Genomic DNA, 16,568 nt, shown 5'->3' on the forward strand with positions numbered 1-16,568 from the left:
AGAATTTTATTGTCAAAATATTAAGCTTATATATTGTATTTCATTTCTGCTTTTCACTAACTTCGAATTTGTACTTGGAAATATAAATTTATATATAATTTTATAGAAAGGGTTAATTCATATTAGTTGTAAAGGTTTTATAAGCAGTAGACTATTTTGTAATAATACGAAACAAAAAAGCACCCATTCCTGAGTGCTTTTTCATAACTTCAAACTCTATAACCCTTAATATTACTGACTCTTTAAAGATGGAGCATAGGGGACTTGAACCCCTGACCCCCACACTGCCAGTGTGGTGCGCTCCCAACTGCGCTAATGCCCCGAACAAATATTAATATATCATAAATTAACACAATTTTCAAGCTATTTTTTATAACGCATAAGTTCAATATTAAATCTGCTTAGATTTGACTTTTAGGAATTTATTGGTCAGCATTCATCTCTGACTGAAGCCTTTGTAGTAATATTTCAAATTAAGATAACTATTGTATGAAATGAAATATAAGAATCTGATACAACCGGAACATTTATTATGATAAATTAACTGGTTAAACGCTAAATAGGATAAGAACCTTTATTTATTTTACAGAATTAGGCACAAATCTCTATTTACTACCACTATAGTTAATGTTAAAATATGTAATATGTTAAAGATCGATCCGGATAGAGATATTTAATATGTAATCAACAGTCAATTATGTCAACTTTTTTAAAGGAAAGGTGGTACATATGAAAAAAATTCAAAAATTTCTCTGCTTATTTATCATGACTTCTTTATTAGTTGCGCCAATCACAGTATCTGCCAGTCTTCCAATAACTGTAGCAACTACGCTATATGTTGACGCTGCACGGATTGGTGAAGCTGACTCATTTTTAATTAGTAAGAATGGCAAGTTCATGCTTGTTGATACTGGCCTCTCAACCGATAGCACAAAAATAATTAACATGCTATCATCACGCAGTGTAACCAATCTAAAGGCTTTAGTCATTACTCATTATGATGTTGACCATGTCGGTTCTTTTTTAAATGTAATTGATTATATCAAAAACCATAATGGTACAATTGATCACATATATGGTAGGAAGTACACTTCTGCTCAACTAAATACATTGACACCACAGCGGCGCACGAATTATGTTATGTTTATCAATGGAATTTTAAGATATTTAAATCGTAGTTCTGAAGAATTCAACTTATCGAATTACGATACGGTAGCTGTTGCAACAAAGGCAAACGAATTGTTTGGTTCCGGGGATGGATTATGGATATTCCCTACCAGAACAAACCCAATCGCCAACTTTACATTAGATGGCAATACTACTGTAACTTGGTTAAATAAGTGGGATTCCTATATAGTTCCGGGGATGGATCCTGCTGATGTCCCTGCAAATTTTAACAATGATTCTCTGACCTTTAAATTAACTTATGAGAATGCAGTATCTTAAAAGCTCCCCATCATGGCATCCCAGATTACCAGAAGCCATCATTTATAACAGCTGTAAATCCTTCCTATACACTTGCAACTACCGATTTGTCATACAATAGGCTACCCGGAATGATTACTAAGGGAAAATACGGAATGGTTTATTATACCGATACTGCTTCTGACTTCTGTACGATAGCTGTACGGCTTAAAGCTCCCTCTGTATATCTTGAAGATACAGCTTTGAGTTTTTATACTAACGATACAAACTAAACTATATATGCCCGAGGGGCTATTCCTTCGGGCTTTTCATTATATCCTTTATATATGTTTCCTGTGTGTACTCCTGCCCACAAAATATTTATAGTATTTATGTTTTATTAATCACTTTTCTATAATTACTTAACTATCAACTTTAAAAAATGTTAATCCTTTATTTTTTTAGTTAAAAACTACTCTAAAATTACAACATGAATTCTACATTAAGATAACCCGGAGGTATTACCCCCGGGTTATTGAAGCTTTACTAAACCCGTGTAAATCTCCTTACAGGTATAGTATTTATATGCATCTCCTACAATGCAAATCTAATTTTAACATTTAACAGCTTATTTTACATTGGTTATAGTTTCCATTTTAATACACTAATAGTTTTAATTAATACTATTATAACAAAATTGGGACTTATTTCTTTTCATCTTATTCATAATAAAACATTAACTAATTACAGACTTATAAATTAGCCCCATCTCAATACTTTCTGTATCTTATGATTTCTCTAATGTATTCATTAAACTTTATCCGTCAGGATAGCAATTCTATCAATCATTTTATTAATATTTCTCTAATGTATTCTTAAAACGAACTTCACCAGTATTTAATAGCTCTGTACTTTTATCTAACCCACAAAAAACCAAGGCGTTGTGTTAAATATATATTAGAACAATTAAGAATAACAGAAAAATCAGCAATGGTAAAGAGGTATTAACACTAGGACAAAAATACTGTTTCAATTTATCCCAACATGTAATATAATGCAATTGTCTAGAGTAAAAGAAGTAATAGCAAATCGGATTGAAATACCCCCGGATCATCCCCCCGGGGGTATTTTTTTGATTATTATTATAAGAATTATTAATATCGCATAAAATATTTCGCCAGACAGGGAATCCCAGCGATGTTCATTTGATATTATATCTTTTAAAATCGGAAACCTCTATAATCAATTTAATACCCCTGAAGGAAAGTCACATATTATCTTGTCCCAGGCCATAGAATGTAAAAAAGCACGCAAGGTACCTTATGGATTATCATACCAGGCACAAGGAAGAAATTATTTCATTACCCAGGGTATACCCAATAGAAACTGCCATACAAAATAATGATGTTGTTTTAAGTATCGTTCTTCCCTACAATATGGAACGCTTCTTTCTTTTTATTGACAATGCTTCCAATGGTATCCCTGACAAAATCAGAATAATTATCTATAGCTTTGATTTACCTGAGTTATCAAACAAAAGTATCCTTGAATATGACGGCAATATGTTCATATATACCCTGGACAGCCGTTTTACAGGTCCTAGAACTTACTTTGGCCATAGCATTAAAGAGAGTAAGCGTAACGACAGAAAAGATATGATAATTGATTATCATCTCCTCACCTATGACGGTAATGAATATCCTGTTTATTGGCATAATATTGATTTCTATGACTGGTCCGTATAACCCAAATCACTATCTGTACAATACATAACTTAGTCATTCCATTTCCTACTGCATATATTATAGTAAAACATTTGAGGTAATTATAATGCCCGGAGGCTGGAATTATCAGGCTTACATTAGTCCTTACGAGTCTTATATCTTCTATCGTACCATGGATGAGGAGGAAGATTACTTTTATATTCCCGTAGCAGTTGCTACTCAGATAGTTAACGGCACCAACTACCGTTTCCTTACTATCGCAGAACCAAAAAGCGGGAATGGCACACCTTATTTTGCTCTGGTTGAAATTTATAAGCCTATTCAGGGTGATGCCAGCATCACAAATATAACATCAATTCCTTAAAAAGTTAAATGAAGCCTAATAAAGGACTGCCAGATGTATAATTGATGTATCCCCTGTCAAGAGGGGACCAATTATTACTCATTCGCCAATTTACATCCTCTGCAGTCCTTTCATTTAATAATTTAAGCCTCTAACTGTTTCTCATGTTTTTCAAAGAAATCCTCTCTAGGTTCTAAGAATTTCAACTTGTGATTAGCCTTATCTGCTACCAAATCACTTAAAACAGAAAATGCATATTCCCAATTCCACAGCTTCTCATCTACTGACAGATATTCACGGATCCTCTCACAGCCTGTGGGAGCAATGGGGTGCAGCAGCAGTACACCAATACGTACGCCGTATAGTGAATCTGCCAATACCTGTTTTCGTAGTGTATCATTATCCGTCGTTTCTGCTGTTCTCATATTATTAACCCAGTATTTATTCATGAATCGTATATAAGAGTCCAAAACATAAGTAAGACTGTGAAATTCATGATTATACATATGCCGCTCATAGGTTAAAACAGCTTCTTTTGATTCCTTTAGCACCTCTTCGCTGATTGCAATCTCCGGTATTTTTGAATCATAATATTTCTGGGCTGTGTAGAAGCAGGAACGTACCAGCCTGTTAAATACATTGGTAAGCAGATTTCCTTCCTTTAGTACCGGGTCCACACCTTCTCTCTCATTTTCAGGGAGATACACCTGAGGTTTAAAGCTTACGCTCTTAGAGGCCAAACCGAGGCTTAAGAAATGAATTCTTAACTGTTCAGGAGTATAGAAATCCAGCAGTTCTCTAGCCATTGGAGGTTTAATCTCACTACTGCTTCCTGCCTTCTTATCCATGAATAAAATATGCCTGTTGGCAATCAAATGAGGTGGAACAAATTGATCAATGTCCGCTTTCTCTCCATAAGTAGACTTTAAAGCAGAAAACAAGGCCATTTCAGCATTTCCATAAAAATAAATATTATCTTCACCTATAAATTGATATACTGCTGCATCTTTACTTTCCCACCAGTTTCTCCATTCCTCCTGTTCCTTCCCCATCTGTTCCAGATAGGTTCTGGTAAAAGAAATTGGTGCCCAAAGAGATTCCGGCCATACCCAGAAAGTCAGCCCCTGCATATCTTCTTTATCCGGTACCGGAACACCCCAGCTGATGTTTCCGGATAGACGAAAGGGCACTAAAGTCTTACCGGTTCGAAAGCGAATTCCTTTCGTATTCAATACTTCTCTTGCTTTATCTCTGTCCTGCAAATCTTTAAATATATACGTTACTGAAGCTTTATTATCTTCTTTCGATAATTCATGAGAAGGCAGCAATATGTTTAATTCTTCTTCTGAGTTTTCTGTTCTCTCAAACTCACTTTTTTTCACATAGATACAAGGGGGCTTTAAGAACTCTTCAATGGTTTTTAAGATATATTTTCTGGTATTCCCTTTTCTTTCTTTTGCTACATATTCGGTTAACCACTCAGTGCATTCATCCAGCTTAAAGTACCAGTTACCTACTTCTTTTACCTCAGGAGTTTTCCCTGACAAAGTACTTCTTGGATTAATTAATTCACTCGGCATATACTGATGTCCTAAAGAGCATTCATCCGCATAAGCTTTTTCAGAAGCGCACCCTTCAATGGGACAATTCCCCACAACCTGTCTTCCGTTTAGGAATACACCAAAATCAGGATCAAAAAACTGAGGAGTTGCCAGCTTTTCCAGATAACCATTCTTATACAGAGTTTCAAATATTTCTTCTGATACCTTTTTGTGGACCTCTCCGGCTCGGTCAAGACTGGATGCGGCATATAAGTTTAAGCTGATTTCATATGCATTCAAGGTTTCTTTCTGGTGATTATGATTCTTTCTGACATAGTCTTCAATGGTCTCCTTGTAAGCTTCTCCTTTTTCTTCTTTTAGTTTTCGGAAGCTTTCCAGGATGGGCGAACCATAACAGTCTGTACCAGATACAAATATAACATTTTCCGCACCGATCCTGTCTCTTAAAAATCTGGCAAACGTATCTGCATGAACAAACACACCACCTATATGTCCGAAATGCAGCTCTTTATTTCCATATGGCATTCCTGCCGTTATTACTGCCCGTTTAGGGAACTCGGGTCTGGTTTCATAATTTTTCATCAACTATACCTTATTAACCTTGATTTTTGTTAAATTGTTTTCTGTCCAAGTTTAAGATGTATAAATATATCTTTTAATAACTGGATAAGAAAAAACTTTATTCGCTTAAAAAGGTTAATCCGCTAAATACTTTTTTAGTATTATCGAAGCGTCCTTTCATAAATAATAATAATAATAATAATGAATTAATCATCTAATCTAATAAAATATCCAATAATCCTAAAATCTCCGTTTATAATGGGTTTTATATTTATTTATCTATCCTACAGCTTAAAAAAGAGTATAAAAAAACACCTCCTGCAATTATTACAGGGGCGAATTATCGCGGTACCACCCTATTTTGCTAATATGTCGCCATATTAACCTCCTTAAGTACAAACATACTCCGGTTCTGTAACGTGAACCCACGTCATAGCATCACGACAGATTAGAGTCGATCCGTATGCAGCTCCGAGGCTTGTTTCGTCTTTCTACCACTGCTCCTTCCCACCAGCTGGAGCTCTCTGTAAGCTTTCAAAAAAGTACTTCCCTCTTCATAGCCTTTTCAATTTAAGTTTAGTATATGCATAATAATTGTTATTGTCAAGGTCTAATTCTATCTTTTATTCTCTTAATTCTGTCTTTCATACTCGAACTTATAATTCGTTTCTTTCTTCTTTTTTATCTTATTCTTATGTCGATTTATCCTCCAATTTGACCGAAAGACCTTCCCCAGATAAACGAACTTTTTTCCGAAAATACCATATATTGAAACATCTAAAACATTATTACTTCCCTGGGGAGGCTCTTTATGAATCCTATGACTTACGATTTTGCCGTTATCGGCGGGGATTTAAGGCAGGTTTTTATGGCTGAGGATTTGGTATCCAGAGGTTTTTCCGTGCTCTTATATGGCTTGGAAAACCTTAGCATTAAGGCTGGCATAGAACATGCGAAATCTTTAGCCCAAGCAATAGATTCCAGTAAAGTTATCCTTACACCCATTCCCTTTACCAAAAATGGTATCCAAATTTTATCCTTGGATTCCAAACCGGATTTAACCCCTGAAATTCTGTGCAGTCACTTAAAAAAAGACCATAAACTCTATGGTGGTTGTTTTACAGACACTATTAAGGAATTTTGTGAGATTAACCAGATTTATTACAATGATTTTATGGAGGAAGAAGAAGTAACACTGTTTAATACCATTGCAACTGCAGAAGGTACAATAGCAGAAGCAATCATTCACAGCGGCGGAAACCTTCATGGCAGCAACTGCTTAATTCTAGGATATGGCAGATGCGCAAAAACTCTTGGTGAAAAATTAAAGGGTCTATGTGAACACATTGATATAGCAGCCAGATCCCCTCTTGCACTTTCTCAGGCTAAGACCTCTTCCTTTGGCGCAATAGCACTTTCTGAAATTTCTGATAATATATCCCAATATGATTATATCTTTAATACCATTCCTGCAATGGTACTTGACAGAGAGTTGCTGGAACTAACCAAAAATGAGGTCGTAATAATTGATATAGCTTCAGCACCGGGTGGTGTTGATTTTGCTGCCGCTAAAGAACTAACCCGCAATGCAAGATTGTCTCTTGGATTGCCGGGTAAATATGCTCCCAAAGCCAGTGCGGCTTATTTAACCCAATATTTATTAAGTGATTTAGATGAACTTAAGCTCGTTCAATTGTAACCCGCAGCTTTTGTTTCCGAAAGTGAGGTATTTATATGTCTTTGCATAATAAAAATATCGGTATTGCATTAACCGGTTCTTTTTGTACCTTTGATAAAACCTTTGAAGAAATCGAGAAACTTTTAAGAGAAGATGCAAATGTATATCCCATTCTTTCCTTTAACTCTCAGAAAATAGACTCACGTTTTGGAAAGGCTGAGGATTTCTATAAAAGACTTGTGGACCTTACAGGTCATACTCCTATAACAACCATAGAAGATGCAGAACCAATCGGACCTAAAGATATGTTCGATATTATGGCTGTTATCCCCTGTACCGGAAATACTCTGGCTAAAATGGCGAACGGTATTACCGATACACCTGTTCTCATGGCTGCAAAAGCTCATATTCGTAATAATAAACCACTTGTTATCTCTATTGCTACCAATGATGCTCTTGGCAATAATCTGCAAAATATCGGCAACCTTCTGAATCAGAAAAACATCTACTTCGTGCCCTTCGGCCAGGACAGTCCAGACGGTAAACCAAAATCCATGATAGCACATACTCATCTGCTTACCCTCACCATTGAAAGCGCACTGGAAGGTAAACAGCTGCAGCCTGTTGTGATCAGCCCGTTCTAGTATGAAAATCTATCGGTAACTTAATGAAAGAAGCTGCCCTTGTTCCTTTTAATCTAAGCAGGAACCTGCAGCTTCTTTCTATAGTTCTAATTTTTAATTTCTGTATATTTTTCTATATCTATTTGCATTTCATTTCATTTCTTTTTCTCGACTCATACGTTTTGCTAATTTTTTTTCTTATCTTCAATTCTTTAAATTCTAAACTAAATTATTTATCACTTTAATTTCCATCAATTAAATTTTCAATCTTTTAATATTTGTCAACATATTTCAGACTACCAATATAATTTCCAGTCCTTTTTCAACCTGGTCAGCGCTTCCAGATAAAAATAATCTCCCCAGGTATTACACTCGTCTACACCATAATGATTACAGGTGTTATATGGTGAGCGGTTAGAGTAGGTGCTGTGAAGTACCAGACCATTAGAGGTTTCATGATCTTTCACAGCGTAATTATCATAAAGAGATTTAATAATTTTTCCAGCCAATCCGTTATAATAAGTCTTTTCCTCTTCCTCTAAAAACTTAGCCATTTCCAGCATACCACAGGCTGCTATTGACGCTGAAGAAGAATCTCTGGGCTGCTCTGTACCTTCTTTGAACTCAAGATCCCAGTAAGGCACCATATCCTCCGGCAGAGCTTTTAAGAAAAAGTCTGTTACCTTCCGGAACAGGTCAATATATTCTGTCTTCCTGGTATAACCATAGCTAAGGGCAATTCCATAAATCCCCCAGGCTTGTCCCCTTGCCCAAGCTGATCCATCCCGGTATCCCTGACAGGTGGCACCATGAGAAGGTTCTCCGGTATTCAAGTCAAAATAAAAGGTATGCCAGGTAGAATAATCTTCCCTGATTACATTCTTTAAAGCTGTATGGATATGTTTTTCTGCTATTTCCTTGTATTTTCCGTCGCCGGTTATCTCACTTGCCCAGTAAAGCAGCGGCAGGTTCAACAAGCAATCTATGATTAAACGGCAGTTATCCGGACTATCCATACTTCCCCAGGCCTGAATATATTCACCAATGGGATGGTAGCGGCTGATTAAGTGATCTGCTGCCAGCAAGGCTGCTTTCTTACCGGTTTCATTGCCGGTTAACTTATAACCGGCAACACAGGAAGGTGAAAACAGAAAGCCCATGTCATGATGGTCCACATCCTCCAGTTGCTGAATACGGTTTAGAAATGAATCTATCTGTATATTTGCAGCTTTTTTAAACACCTCATCCCTGGAATTCTCATAATCCAGCCATAGTTCTCCTGTCCAAAAACCTGTTGTCCAATCTCTGTTCTCTGTACCTTCATAGAAATTATCTACACTGTATGCTTTTTTAAATTTATGTGTAAAATCCGGGAGTATTTTTTTATCTTGAGCAATACAAAAAGCTATTGCCTGGTCAACTTCATTTTCACTAATTGATACTTTCTCCTCAAACAAATTCATTTTGTTAATCCTCTATCCCTTGTCCCAGCCATTAACTGTTCTGAAACAATAGCAGATGCCCTCTTTCCTATTAATAATTTTCTATTTAACCAATTTACTTTCTGGTATAAAAATCCTTCACTACCTTTTCAGCAGGTTTACCATAGATATCATAACCGCCATCTTTATCTGCATCCTCAACATGATACTGCCGCCATGCCCAGTCCCATAAACCGAAACCGGATACCCAGTCTCTTTTGGAGGCAGTCTCAAACATCTCCTGATACCAATCTGCCTGCTCTTGTAAATTAACTTCTCCTTTTACATTCCAGTCATTTGGAACATTCATTGAACCTGAGGTAGACATACAGCCAGCTTCTGCAAAGAAAAAGGGCTTACCGAACTTCTTTACAACTTTTTCAATACGGTCAAGTTCCTGCTCCCAGTGTCCTTTGGGATAATATCCGCTGGAGGATATGATATCAACACAGTCCCACCAGCTTACATGTTCCTCCTGGTATTTATCGGTATTATATGATACCAGGCCATGATATACTTCTTTGATATCCCCGATTAGTTTACGCCATTCTGCTTCCCTTCTCTGGGACATAACCATCTCACAGCCTGCAATAAACATTTCACAACCGGTTTCCTGTGCAATACGTGCAAAATGCAGCTGGAAATCCGTATAGGACTTAAACCAATTGCTCCACTTAGGTTCGCAGTGCACCTCATTATCAAAAAAGTTAATATGAGCTCTCCAGGTTCCATCCAGGCAGTTAACAGTAGGTTTCAAAGCAACACGAAGTCCTAAGTCTTTCGCATAATAGATCATTTCTTTTACTTCTTCACCGGAAAGAGTATGATGAGAAGTATAATCTATCTCTTCTGAGTAAGCCTTTTCCTGCATACCGGCGGGTACAAAGATTACAAAATCTGCACCTGTCCTTTCTTTCATTTTTGCTAAGCTTTCCTTAGCTGCTGCTTTTTCAAAACTTCCCTTTAATGCAAAGGATCCAAAGGTTATACCATTAATAAATTCCATATTTCTTACTTCTGCCTCTTTCTTTCTGCATAAATTTCTTTCTGTATGGATTTCTTTTGTATATATTCTTTTGTATATATTCTTTTGTATATATTCTTTTTATATATATTCTTTTTATAATGTACCCATAACCGTGGACACTTTATTTAGTGAAGACCTGTCTTTCAGACATCCTTACTAAATATATCCTTAATTATGGACACTGTGCATTTATTGTTTCCTTTTTCTTGGACACATCCTTTTGTTCATGGTATTCTTAATTCAGATCAGGAGGAATATCATGAGCAGAAAGCAGTTTACCGATGAGCAAATGCAGCTACTACGTCAGAATCCATATACTCACAGCGTTACTAGGACTCGATTATCCTTTACCAAAAAGTTTAAAGAAATCTTCCACGCTGAATACCAAGCAGGAGAATTTCCGAGGCAGATTCTAATAGATCATGGTTATGATCCTGAACTCCTTGGCAACCGGATAGGGGGCATTGCTAACCGCATTCAGGAACAATACAAAAAGCACGGTGGGTTTCACCAAGGTTACGCTTCTCACAGATTGATAAAATCAAATACATCGACATCGGATAAACCCACATCTGAAAAAGATGAATTAATGCAGCTCAGGCATGAAGTTGATTATCTGAAACAGGAAGTTGAGTTTTTAAAAAAAATTTCCTCAATCAGAACTACAAAGAAGTAGGTGCTTGGCTTATGAACGATTCTTCCTGTGTTTTCGAAATCATCTACAGTACGATGCAGCTAAGCAATAATTCTCTTTCTGTTAAGGAGCTTTGCTCCATAGCAAATGTGTCGCGGAGTGGTTTTTATGCCTGGGTAAAAGCAGCTCCCACTCGTGAACTTCAGGAACAAAAGGATCACGAAGATTTCGATCTGATCCTGCTTGCCTACAAGATGCATGGCTATACCAAAGGAGCCAGAGGCATCTATATGGCATTAATACATATGGATCCGCCGGTAATCATGAATCTTAAAAAGATTCGAAGGTTGATGGATAAATTTCATCTCTCCTGTCCTTACCGTGGCCCTAATCCTTATAAAAGAATGGCGAAGGCTCTAAAAACCAGCTCTGTCGCAGATAACCTTCTTCAGCGTGAGTTCGAATGTTATGGTCAAAGAATGGTTTTGTTAACTGATATAACCTATCTCCCCTATAACAGAACCTTTGCTTATCTATCTACTATCCTGGATGCTTTCACCAAGCAGATACTTTCCTATGTGCTGAGTGACTCTCTGGAAGTGGATTTCGTAGTTGAAACAATTAACAAACTGGTTGATGATCATGGAATTTCACTACATGCAGAAACCATTGTCCACAGTGATCAAGGTTGTCACTACACTAGCCACAGTTTTATAAATATCCTTTATGACAAAAAGCTTCGGCAATCAATGTCACGTCGCGGCAACTGTTGGGATAATGCCCCACAGGAAAGCTTCTTCGGACATATGAAGGATCACATCAAAGCAAAACTTATTGGATGCACCGAGTTTGCCGAAGTCCAAGTCATCATTGATAACTACATGGATTTTTACAACAATCGGCGCTATCAATGGAATCTTGCAAAGCTTGCACCGAATGAGTTTTACAAATTTGTTACCACTGGCGAATATCCATTGGATGTTTTAAACGTGCCTGCCTTGCCGTCTATAGCTAAGAAACCGGAGGAACTTGGAGTCAAAGCAGAACTAAAAGATACTAAAAACCAATAAATTTCATAGAATACCATGGCATCATAGGGGCTGTATCTAAAACTGTGGATACTCCCCACAATACAGTGTATAAAATCAAGGTACTAGTTAAGTGAAAGTGTCCAAAAATTAGGTGCCTTTCTTTTTTTAAATGTCCTTGACAAGGGGTACAGTTCATTTTATATAACTTCTTTTTGTATAACTTCTTTTTGTATATTCTTTTTGTATAACTTCTCTTCGTATAAATTATTCTGTATAAATTCTTTAAAAACCTTCCATCTATAAATTTTTTTATAGATTTAATATTAATCTGCTTAGCTTAGGTAGGATTTTATCTTTAAATTATTTTTTTATTTCCTTTACTGCATTTTCCAATGCTGCGATTACTTTATCACACCACACATCGAATTCAGTATCTTCATTCTGGCATTCCGGGTGACTTAGAACATGATCTATTACCTCTTTTACACCCTGATCAAATCTCTTGGTACAAGTAAACCCAGGGACCAGGCGTTTGATCTTTGTATTGTCAAATACAACCGTATTAGCTTTATCCCCTGTTAGAGACCCTCTAAAATCCTCTGTACTGGCTGCATCCAGGAACTCTGAGGATACATAGCAGGCTTTTAATTCCACCCCCAGTGCATCTGCTATAGCCTTATAAATCTGGTTCCAGGTAAGTGATTCGTCTGAGGTTATCTGCACAGCCTCACCAATAGCGTGTATATTTCCCAATAAGCCAACAAAACCTTTGGCAAAATCACTGTTATGGGTCATGGTCCATAATGAAGTACCATCTCCATGTATGATGACCTTCTTCCCATCAAGCATTCGCTTAATAACCTGATAACTGCCCTTGACCCCATGAACTCCAAGGGGTACACTTCTCTCGTCATAGGTATGGCTTGGTCTGATAATCGTTACAGGGAAACCTTCTTCGCGATATAATTTCATCAGATAATCTTCACAGGCAATCTTGTTTCTGGAATATTCCCAGTAAGGATTTGACAAGGGTGTCCCTTCGTTAATCCGGTAGTCAGAGAGGGGCTTTTGATAGGCAGATGCTGAGCTGATAAATATAAACTGCTTTGTCTTTCCTTTAAACAATCTGTAATCTCTCTCAAGCTGTGCAGGTACAAAAGCAATAAAATCTGCCACTACATCAAAGTTATGCTCCTTTATTAAGTCAGCAACCTTATCTTCCTCATTTATATCAGCAATTAATACCTTTGCCTGTCCTTCCAACTCTGCATTTTTATTTCCTCTGTTTATCAGATATAATTCATGACCTTCCTTAACTAATGCTTTAGAAATCGCAGTACTGATAATTCCTGTTCCACCAATAAAAAGAATCTTCATAGCTACACCATTACCTATCGCAAGACCTGATCTGCCTGCGATACTGCCACTAATAATATAGAGTGAAAGAATCTTTGCGTGGCAGCCTTTCCATATCAGATTTTCTTTCACTCTCTATGCTAAATGCTCAAACAATTCCGGGACACCTGCTAAGCATAGTTTTTAAACTTAGCAAGCTTAGTAAGCTTTCATAATTCTATCTGCTAGCATATTGTCAAGATCTGTGATGACTTATCAAACCCCTGAGAGAATTCCTTCTACCCTTCTAAGTTCATCTCTGATTTTTAAGCTCTGGGGACATTTATTTTCACACAGTCCGCAGTCCTTGCAATTGCTTATGGTTTTACCGTCTTTCTTTATATAGTTTGCCATTTCGTTCCTTGCATATTCCGTTAATCCATAAACATTATGATATGTATAATAATTAAATATCTTCGGTATATCAATACCTGCAGGACATGGCTGGCAGTAGGCACATCCGGTGCAATAAAGCTCACTGAATTTCTTCAGATTCTCAACGGATTCTCCAAGTTTAGCCCATTCATCTTCTGTCAGACTTTCCTTGCTGCTTCCGATAACCAGGTTCTTTTCCACCATATCCATGGTTCCCATACCTGATAAGGCACAGCTTAAATAAGGATTGCCAAGGACAAATTTAAATGCAAGTTCATAGGTGGAAATGGAGGGTTTACCTGTCAGTTTCGTATATAAATCTGTTGGAGCAGCCAATCTTCCGCCTCCCACAGGACCCATTGCCACAACACCTAAGCCTTTTGAAGCAGCATACTGAATCATTTCTTCATTGCTTCTGTCCAAAAGATTATACTGAACCAGCATGGTCTCCATCGGAACACCTCTTTCTTCTGCTGTATCGATAATATATTTGATTTGCTCCGGTTTATCATGGAAACTAAAGGATATATGTTTAATCAAGCCTTCCTCTTTCGCACGCTTTGCTTCCTCTAGTAAATTTAATCTCAATACGACATTGTCATATTCCTCTCTGCTTAATCCCCAAAAGTGATAGAAATCAATATAATCCGTGTCCAGCTTACGAAGACTCTGTTCCAACCGCTTTCTGTAATCAGCAGTTTCTTTACAGGTATCAGCAGGCATCTTCGTTGATATTATAACCTTTTCCCTGATTGGCTTTAATGCCTTTCCGACTGTTATTTCACTGTTATGATGGCAGTAATACGGAGCTGTATCAAAATAATTCACCCCGTTTTCATATGCCTTATGGAGCATCGGTATAGCTTTGTCTTCATCAATATACCATTTTTCATCTTTTTCGTATTCGGGCAGCCTCATACATCCAAACCCCAAAGCAGAAATCATTTCGCCTGTGTTTCCAAACTTTCTGTAATTCATTGTGAACCCCCTTAAGAATAAATTTTATTATTATATAACTCAAACTTCGCACTTGAATAAGTGCCTATGCACCTTGAAAATTCAATAATAACTGGCATAAAAATAGCATGAAACCGCTGGTTTTGTTATAATTAAGTTACCACACAAAATCAAACAATCGGAGGTTCATGCTATGACAAAAAGTATAACACAAAACAACCAGAATGATAACCAGATTTCTGCATCAATCAGAAAGTTTTTTACAAGATTTCATCTTTCATCGGCTCTCAAGGCTGCTAACGCATATAAAACGAAAGGATTTCCTGTAACCGAGATTTATCAGTATCTATTTCTTTTGATTTTTTCAAATAGAAGCATGTATATGAACATGTTGACAGGACGAAATACTCCGACCTTTGCCAAGGATACTGTCTATCGTTTTATGAAGATGATTCATATCAACTGGATTCGCTTCACATCGGTGCTTTGTTCCAGAATCATCAGGGATGCCATTCTTCCTCTGAATGATGAGAACAGGGTAAATGTCCTGATTATTGATGACTCGATGTTTGAGCGAAGCCGTTCAAAGAAGGTAGAACTTCTTGCTAAAGTATATGACCATGCGAAACATGCGTACCGTTACGGATTTCGTATGCTGACACTCGGGTGGTCAGATGGAAGCACATTTCTGCCAATTAACAGCATTCTTCTGACTTCCGAGAAACAGAAAAAACGTATCAATGAAGCAGCAATACTGGATAAAAGAACAGCGGGATATAAACGTCGTAAACTTTCTATGACCAAGGGTACGAAAGCCATGTTGAAGCTGTTGGAATCTGCCAAAATAGCATCCATTCCAGCAAAATATGTCCTGTTTGATAGTTGGTTTACATCCCCTAGCACAATACATGCCGTGAAGGAAATCGGTTATGATGTTGTGGCTATGGTTAAGAGGACACCAAAAATGTTCTTCCGCTATAATGGTACAGATATATCCTTGCCGAAAATCTATAATCAGAATAAGAAGCGTCGTGGTAAATCGCGATTCCTATTGTCTGTTATGGTAGATGTTATCAAAGACGGAGAAACCGTACCTGCTAAAGTGATTTATGTCCGGAATAAAAACAATCGTAAGGAATATCTCTGCATAATCTCCACCGACATAACGATTGATGAGGATGAAATCATCCGCATTTACGGAAAACGATGGGATATCGAAGTATTCTTTAAAATTTGTAAAAGTTATCTTAGACTCAGCAAAGAATGTCATTCACTTTCTTATGACGCAATGACTGCCCATGTAGCGGTTGTTTTCACCAGATATATGATGTTATCCGTTGAGAATCGGGAAACAAAGGATGAACGTTCTCTAGGTGAGTTATTCTTATACTTTTCTGACGAATTGTCTGATATCACATGGATTCAGGCCTTTCAAGTGATGCTTCAAATGTTCAGAGCACTGCTTGTAAATGATTGTGAGCTATCAGACGAAAAAATCTGTGAACTCACGGATGCATTCATGAGTGCGATTCCATCGGTACTAAAGGAACGCTTACTAGCAGCGTAAAACGAGCTGAACATTGACAACTTAATTACTGCCAGGTATTGAATTTTCAAGGTGCATAGCTAAAATCCATGTGCGAAGTTTGAGTTATATAATTAGTATATCCTATAGAGCCTACTCTAGGTCAATGGTTTTTATTATACCTGCGATTTTTGTGTCCAACCCTTCGTCCGGGCAATAGAGGCATTTGCATTCACTCCAGTATAGTT

The 16,568-nt window shown here is 37.1% G+C and carries 13 protein-coding genes, 1 tRNA gene and 1 other annotated feature; of the genes, 8 read left to right on the forward strand and 6 right to left on the reverse strand.

The genetic code is table 11. The features are described 5' to 3' along the window. Nucleotides 1-249: 249 nt before the first annotated feature. Nucleotides 250-322, reverse strand: a tRNA-Ala gene (locus tag BR73_RS0117740). Nucleotides 323-729: 407 nt separating this feature from the next. Here BR73_RS0117740 and BR73_RS0117745 point away from each other — a divergent pair. From BR73_RS0117745 to BR73_RS0117755, 3 genes are all read left to right on the forward strand, one after another. Further along, a complete protein-coding gene (locus BR73_RS0117745; protein WP_033166636.1) occupies nt 730-1,446 on the forward strand; it encodes an MBL fold metallo-hydrolase in 717 nt (238 codons plus the stop codon). A 1,280-nt stretch (nt 1,447-2,726) separates the two neighbouring features. Continuing rightward, nucleotides 2,727-3,149 (forward strand): DUF4362 domain-containing protein, encoded by a 423-nt coding sequence (locus BR73_RS0117750; protein WP_033166637.1) that lies wholly within the window; start codon nt 2,727-2,729, stop codon nt 3,147-3,149. A gap of 85 nt (nt 3,150-3,234) precedes the next feature. Continuing rightward, a complete protein-coding gene (locus tag BR73_RS0117755) occupies nt 3,235-3,492 on the forward strand; it encodes a hypothetical protein (protein ID WP_033166638.1) in 258 nt (85 codons plus the stop codon). 122 nt (nt 3,493-3,614) lie between these two features. On the opposite strand, the gene BR73_RS0117760 is transcribed toward BR73_RS0117755, so the two are convergent. Continuing rightward, nucleotides 3,615-5,615, reverse strand: a complete 2,001-nt coding sequence (locus BR73_RS0117760; RefSeq protein ID WP_033166639.1) for a class I tRNA ligase family protein — start codon at nt 5,613-5,615, stop codon at nt 3,615-3,617. Nucleotides 5,616-5,922: 307 nt separating this feature from the next. Next, nucleotides 5,923-6,161: a binding site (T-box leader), on the reverse strand. A 244-nt stretch (nt 6,162-6,405) separates the two neighbouring features. Between BR73_RS0117760 and dpsA the strand changes: the two genes are divergently transcribed. Continuing rightward, the gene (gene dpsA, locus BR73_RS0117765; RefSeq protein ID WP_051685288.1) at nt 6,406-7,293 is read left to right on the forward strand and encodes a dipicolinate synthase subunit DpsA; all 888 of its coding nucleotides are present in this window, start codon (nt 6,406-6,408) and stop codon (nt 7,291-7,293) included. A gap of 35 nt (nt 7,294-7,328) precedes the next feature. Next, nucleotides 7,329-7,916: a dipicolinate synthase subunit B gene (locus tag BR73_RS0117770; protein ID WP_033166640.1), complete on the forward strand. Its 588-nt coding sequence runs from the start codon at nt 7,329-7,331 to the stop codon at nt 7,914-7,916. Nucleotides 7,917-8,191: 275 nt separating this feature from the next. Here the strand turns inward: BR73_RS0117770 and BR73_RS0117775 are convergent, their stop codons facing one another. Further along, nucleotides 8,192-9,358 carry a glycoside hydrolase family 88 protein gene (locus BR73_RS0117775; protein WP_033166641.1) on the reverse strand — a complete coding sequence of 389 codons (1,167 nt, stop codon included), beginning with the start codon at nt 9,356-9,358 and terminating at the stop codon, nt 8,192-8,194. A gap of 94 nt (nt 9,359-9,452) precedes the next feature. Next, a complete protein-coding gene (locus BR73_RS0117780; protein ID WP_033166642.1) occupies nt 9,453-10,382 on the reverse strand; it encodes a hypothetical protein in 930 nt (309 codons plus the stop codon). Nucleotides 10,383-10,662: 280 nt separating this feature from the next. On the opposite strand from BR73_RS0117780, the gene BR73_RS0117785 reads away from it, so the two are divergent. Next, nucleotides 10,663-11,079: an HTH domain-containing protein gene (locus tag BR73_RS0117785; protein ID WP_033164931.1), complete on the forward strand. Its 417-nt coding sequence runs from the start codon at nt 10,663-10,665 to the stop codon at nt 11,077-11,079. An 11-nt stretch (nt 11,080-11,090) separates the two neighbouring features. Further along, a complete protein-coding gene (locus tag BR73_RS0117790; RefSeq protein ID WP_033166643.1) occupies nt 11,091-12,107 on the forward strand; it encodes an IS3 family transposase in 1,017 nt (338 codons plus the stop codon). 321 nt (nt 12,108-12,428) lie between these two features. Here the strand turns inward: BR73_RS0117790 and BR73_RS0117795 are convergent, their stop codons facing one another. Continuing rightward, nucleotides 12,429-13,445 (reverse strand): SDR family oxidoreductase, encoded by a 1,017-nt coding sequence (locus tag BR73_RS0117795; protein WP_033167584.1) that lies wholly within the window; start codon nt 13,443-13,445, stop codon nt 12,429-12,431. 234 nt (nt 13,446-13,679) lie between these two features. Further along, entirely contained in the window at nt 13,680-14,816 is a 1,137-nt protein-coding gene (locus BR73_RS0117800; RefSeq protein ID WP_033166644.1) for an aldo/keto reductase, read from the reverse strand. Between the two features lie 172 nt (nt 14,817-14,988). On the opposite strand from BR73_RS0117800, the gene BR73_RS0117805 reads away from it, so the two are divergent. Beyond that, the gene (locus BR73_RS0117805) at nt 14,989-16,362 is read left to right on the forward strand and encodes a transposase (protein WP_033165108.1); all 1,374 of its coding nucleotides are present in this window, start codon (nt 14,989-14,991) and stop codon (nt 16,360-16,362) included. The last annotated feature ends 206 nt before the right edge of the window (nt 16,363-16,568 follow it).

It is taken from the genome of Clostridium sp. KNHs205, from assembly GCF_000702945.1.
Taxonomy (GTDB): domain Bacteria; phylum Bacillota; class Clostridia; order Lachnospirales; family Lachnospiraceae; genus Anaerocolumna.

What these genes read in the sequence shown, in the direction of transcription:
- BR73_RS0117795 (WP_033167584.1), bottom strand. Translation starts at nt 13,445, where the DNA reads ATGAAGATTCTTTTTATTGGTGGAACAGGAATTATCAGTACTGCGATT.
- BR73_RS0117775 (WP_033166641.1), bottom strand. Translation starts at nt 9,358, where the DNA reads ATGAATTTGTTTGAGGAGAAAGTATCAATTAGTGAAAATGAAGTTGAC.
- BR73_RS0117750 (WP_033166637.1), top strand. Translation starts at nt 2,727, where the DNA reads ATGGATTATCATACCAGGCACAAGGAAGAAATTATTTCATTACCCAGG.
- BR73_RS0117760 (WP_033166639.1), bottom strand. Translation starts at nt 5,615, where the DNA reads ATGAAAAATTATGAAACCAGACCCGAGTTCCCTAAACGGGCAGTAATA.
- BR73_RS0117800 (WP_033166644.1), bottom strand. Translation starts at nt 14,816, where the DNA reads ATGAATTACAGAAAGTTTGGAAACACAGGCGAAATGATTTCTGCTTTG.
- BR73_RS0117805 (WP_033165108.1), top strand. Translation starts at nt 14,989, where the DNA reads ATGACAAAAAGTATAACACAAAACAACCAGAATGATAACCAGATTTCT.
- BR73_RS0117785 (WP_033164931.1), top strand. Translation starts at nt 10,663, where the DNA reads ATGAGCAGAAAGCAGTTTACCGATGAGCAAATGCAGCTACTACGTCAG.
- BR73_RS0117790 (WP_033166643.1), top strand. Translation starts at nt 11,091, where the DNA reads ATGAACGATTCTTCCTGTGTTTTCGAAATCATCTACAGTACGATGCAG.
- BR73_RS0117745 (WP_033166636.1), top strand. Translation starts at nt 730, where the DNA reads ATGAAAAAAATTCAAAAATTTCTCTGCTTATTTATCATGACTTCTTTA.
- BR73_RS0117780 (WP_033166642.1), bottom strand. Translation starts at nt 10,382, where the DNA reads ATGGAATTTATTAATGGTATAACCTTTGGATCCTTTGCATTAAAGGGA.
- BR73_RS0117755 (WP_033166638.1), top strand. Translation starts at nt 3,235, where the DNA reads ATGCCCGGAGGCTGGAATTATCAGGCTTACATTAGTCCTTACGAGTCT.
- dpsA (WP_051685288.1), top strand. Translation starts at nt 6,406, where the DNA reads ATGAATCCTATGACTTACGATTTTGCCGTTATCGGCGGGGATTTAAGG.
- BR73_RS0117770 (WP_033166640.1), top strand. Translation starts at nt 7,329, where the DNA reads ATGTCTTTGCATAATAAAAATATCGGTATTGCATTAACCGGTTCTTTT.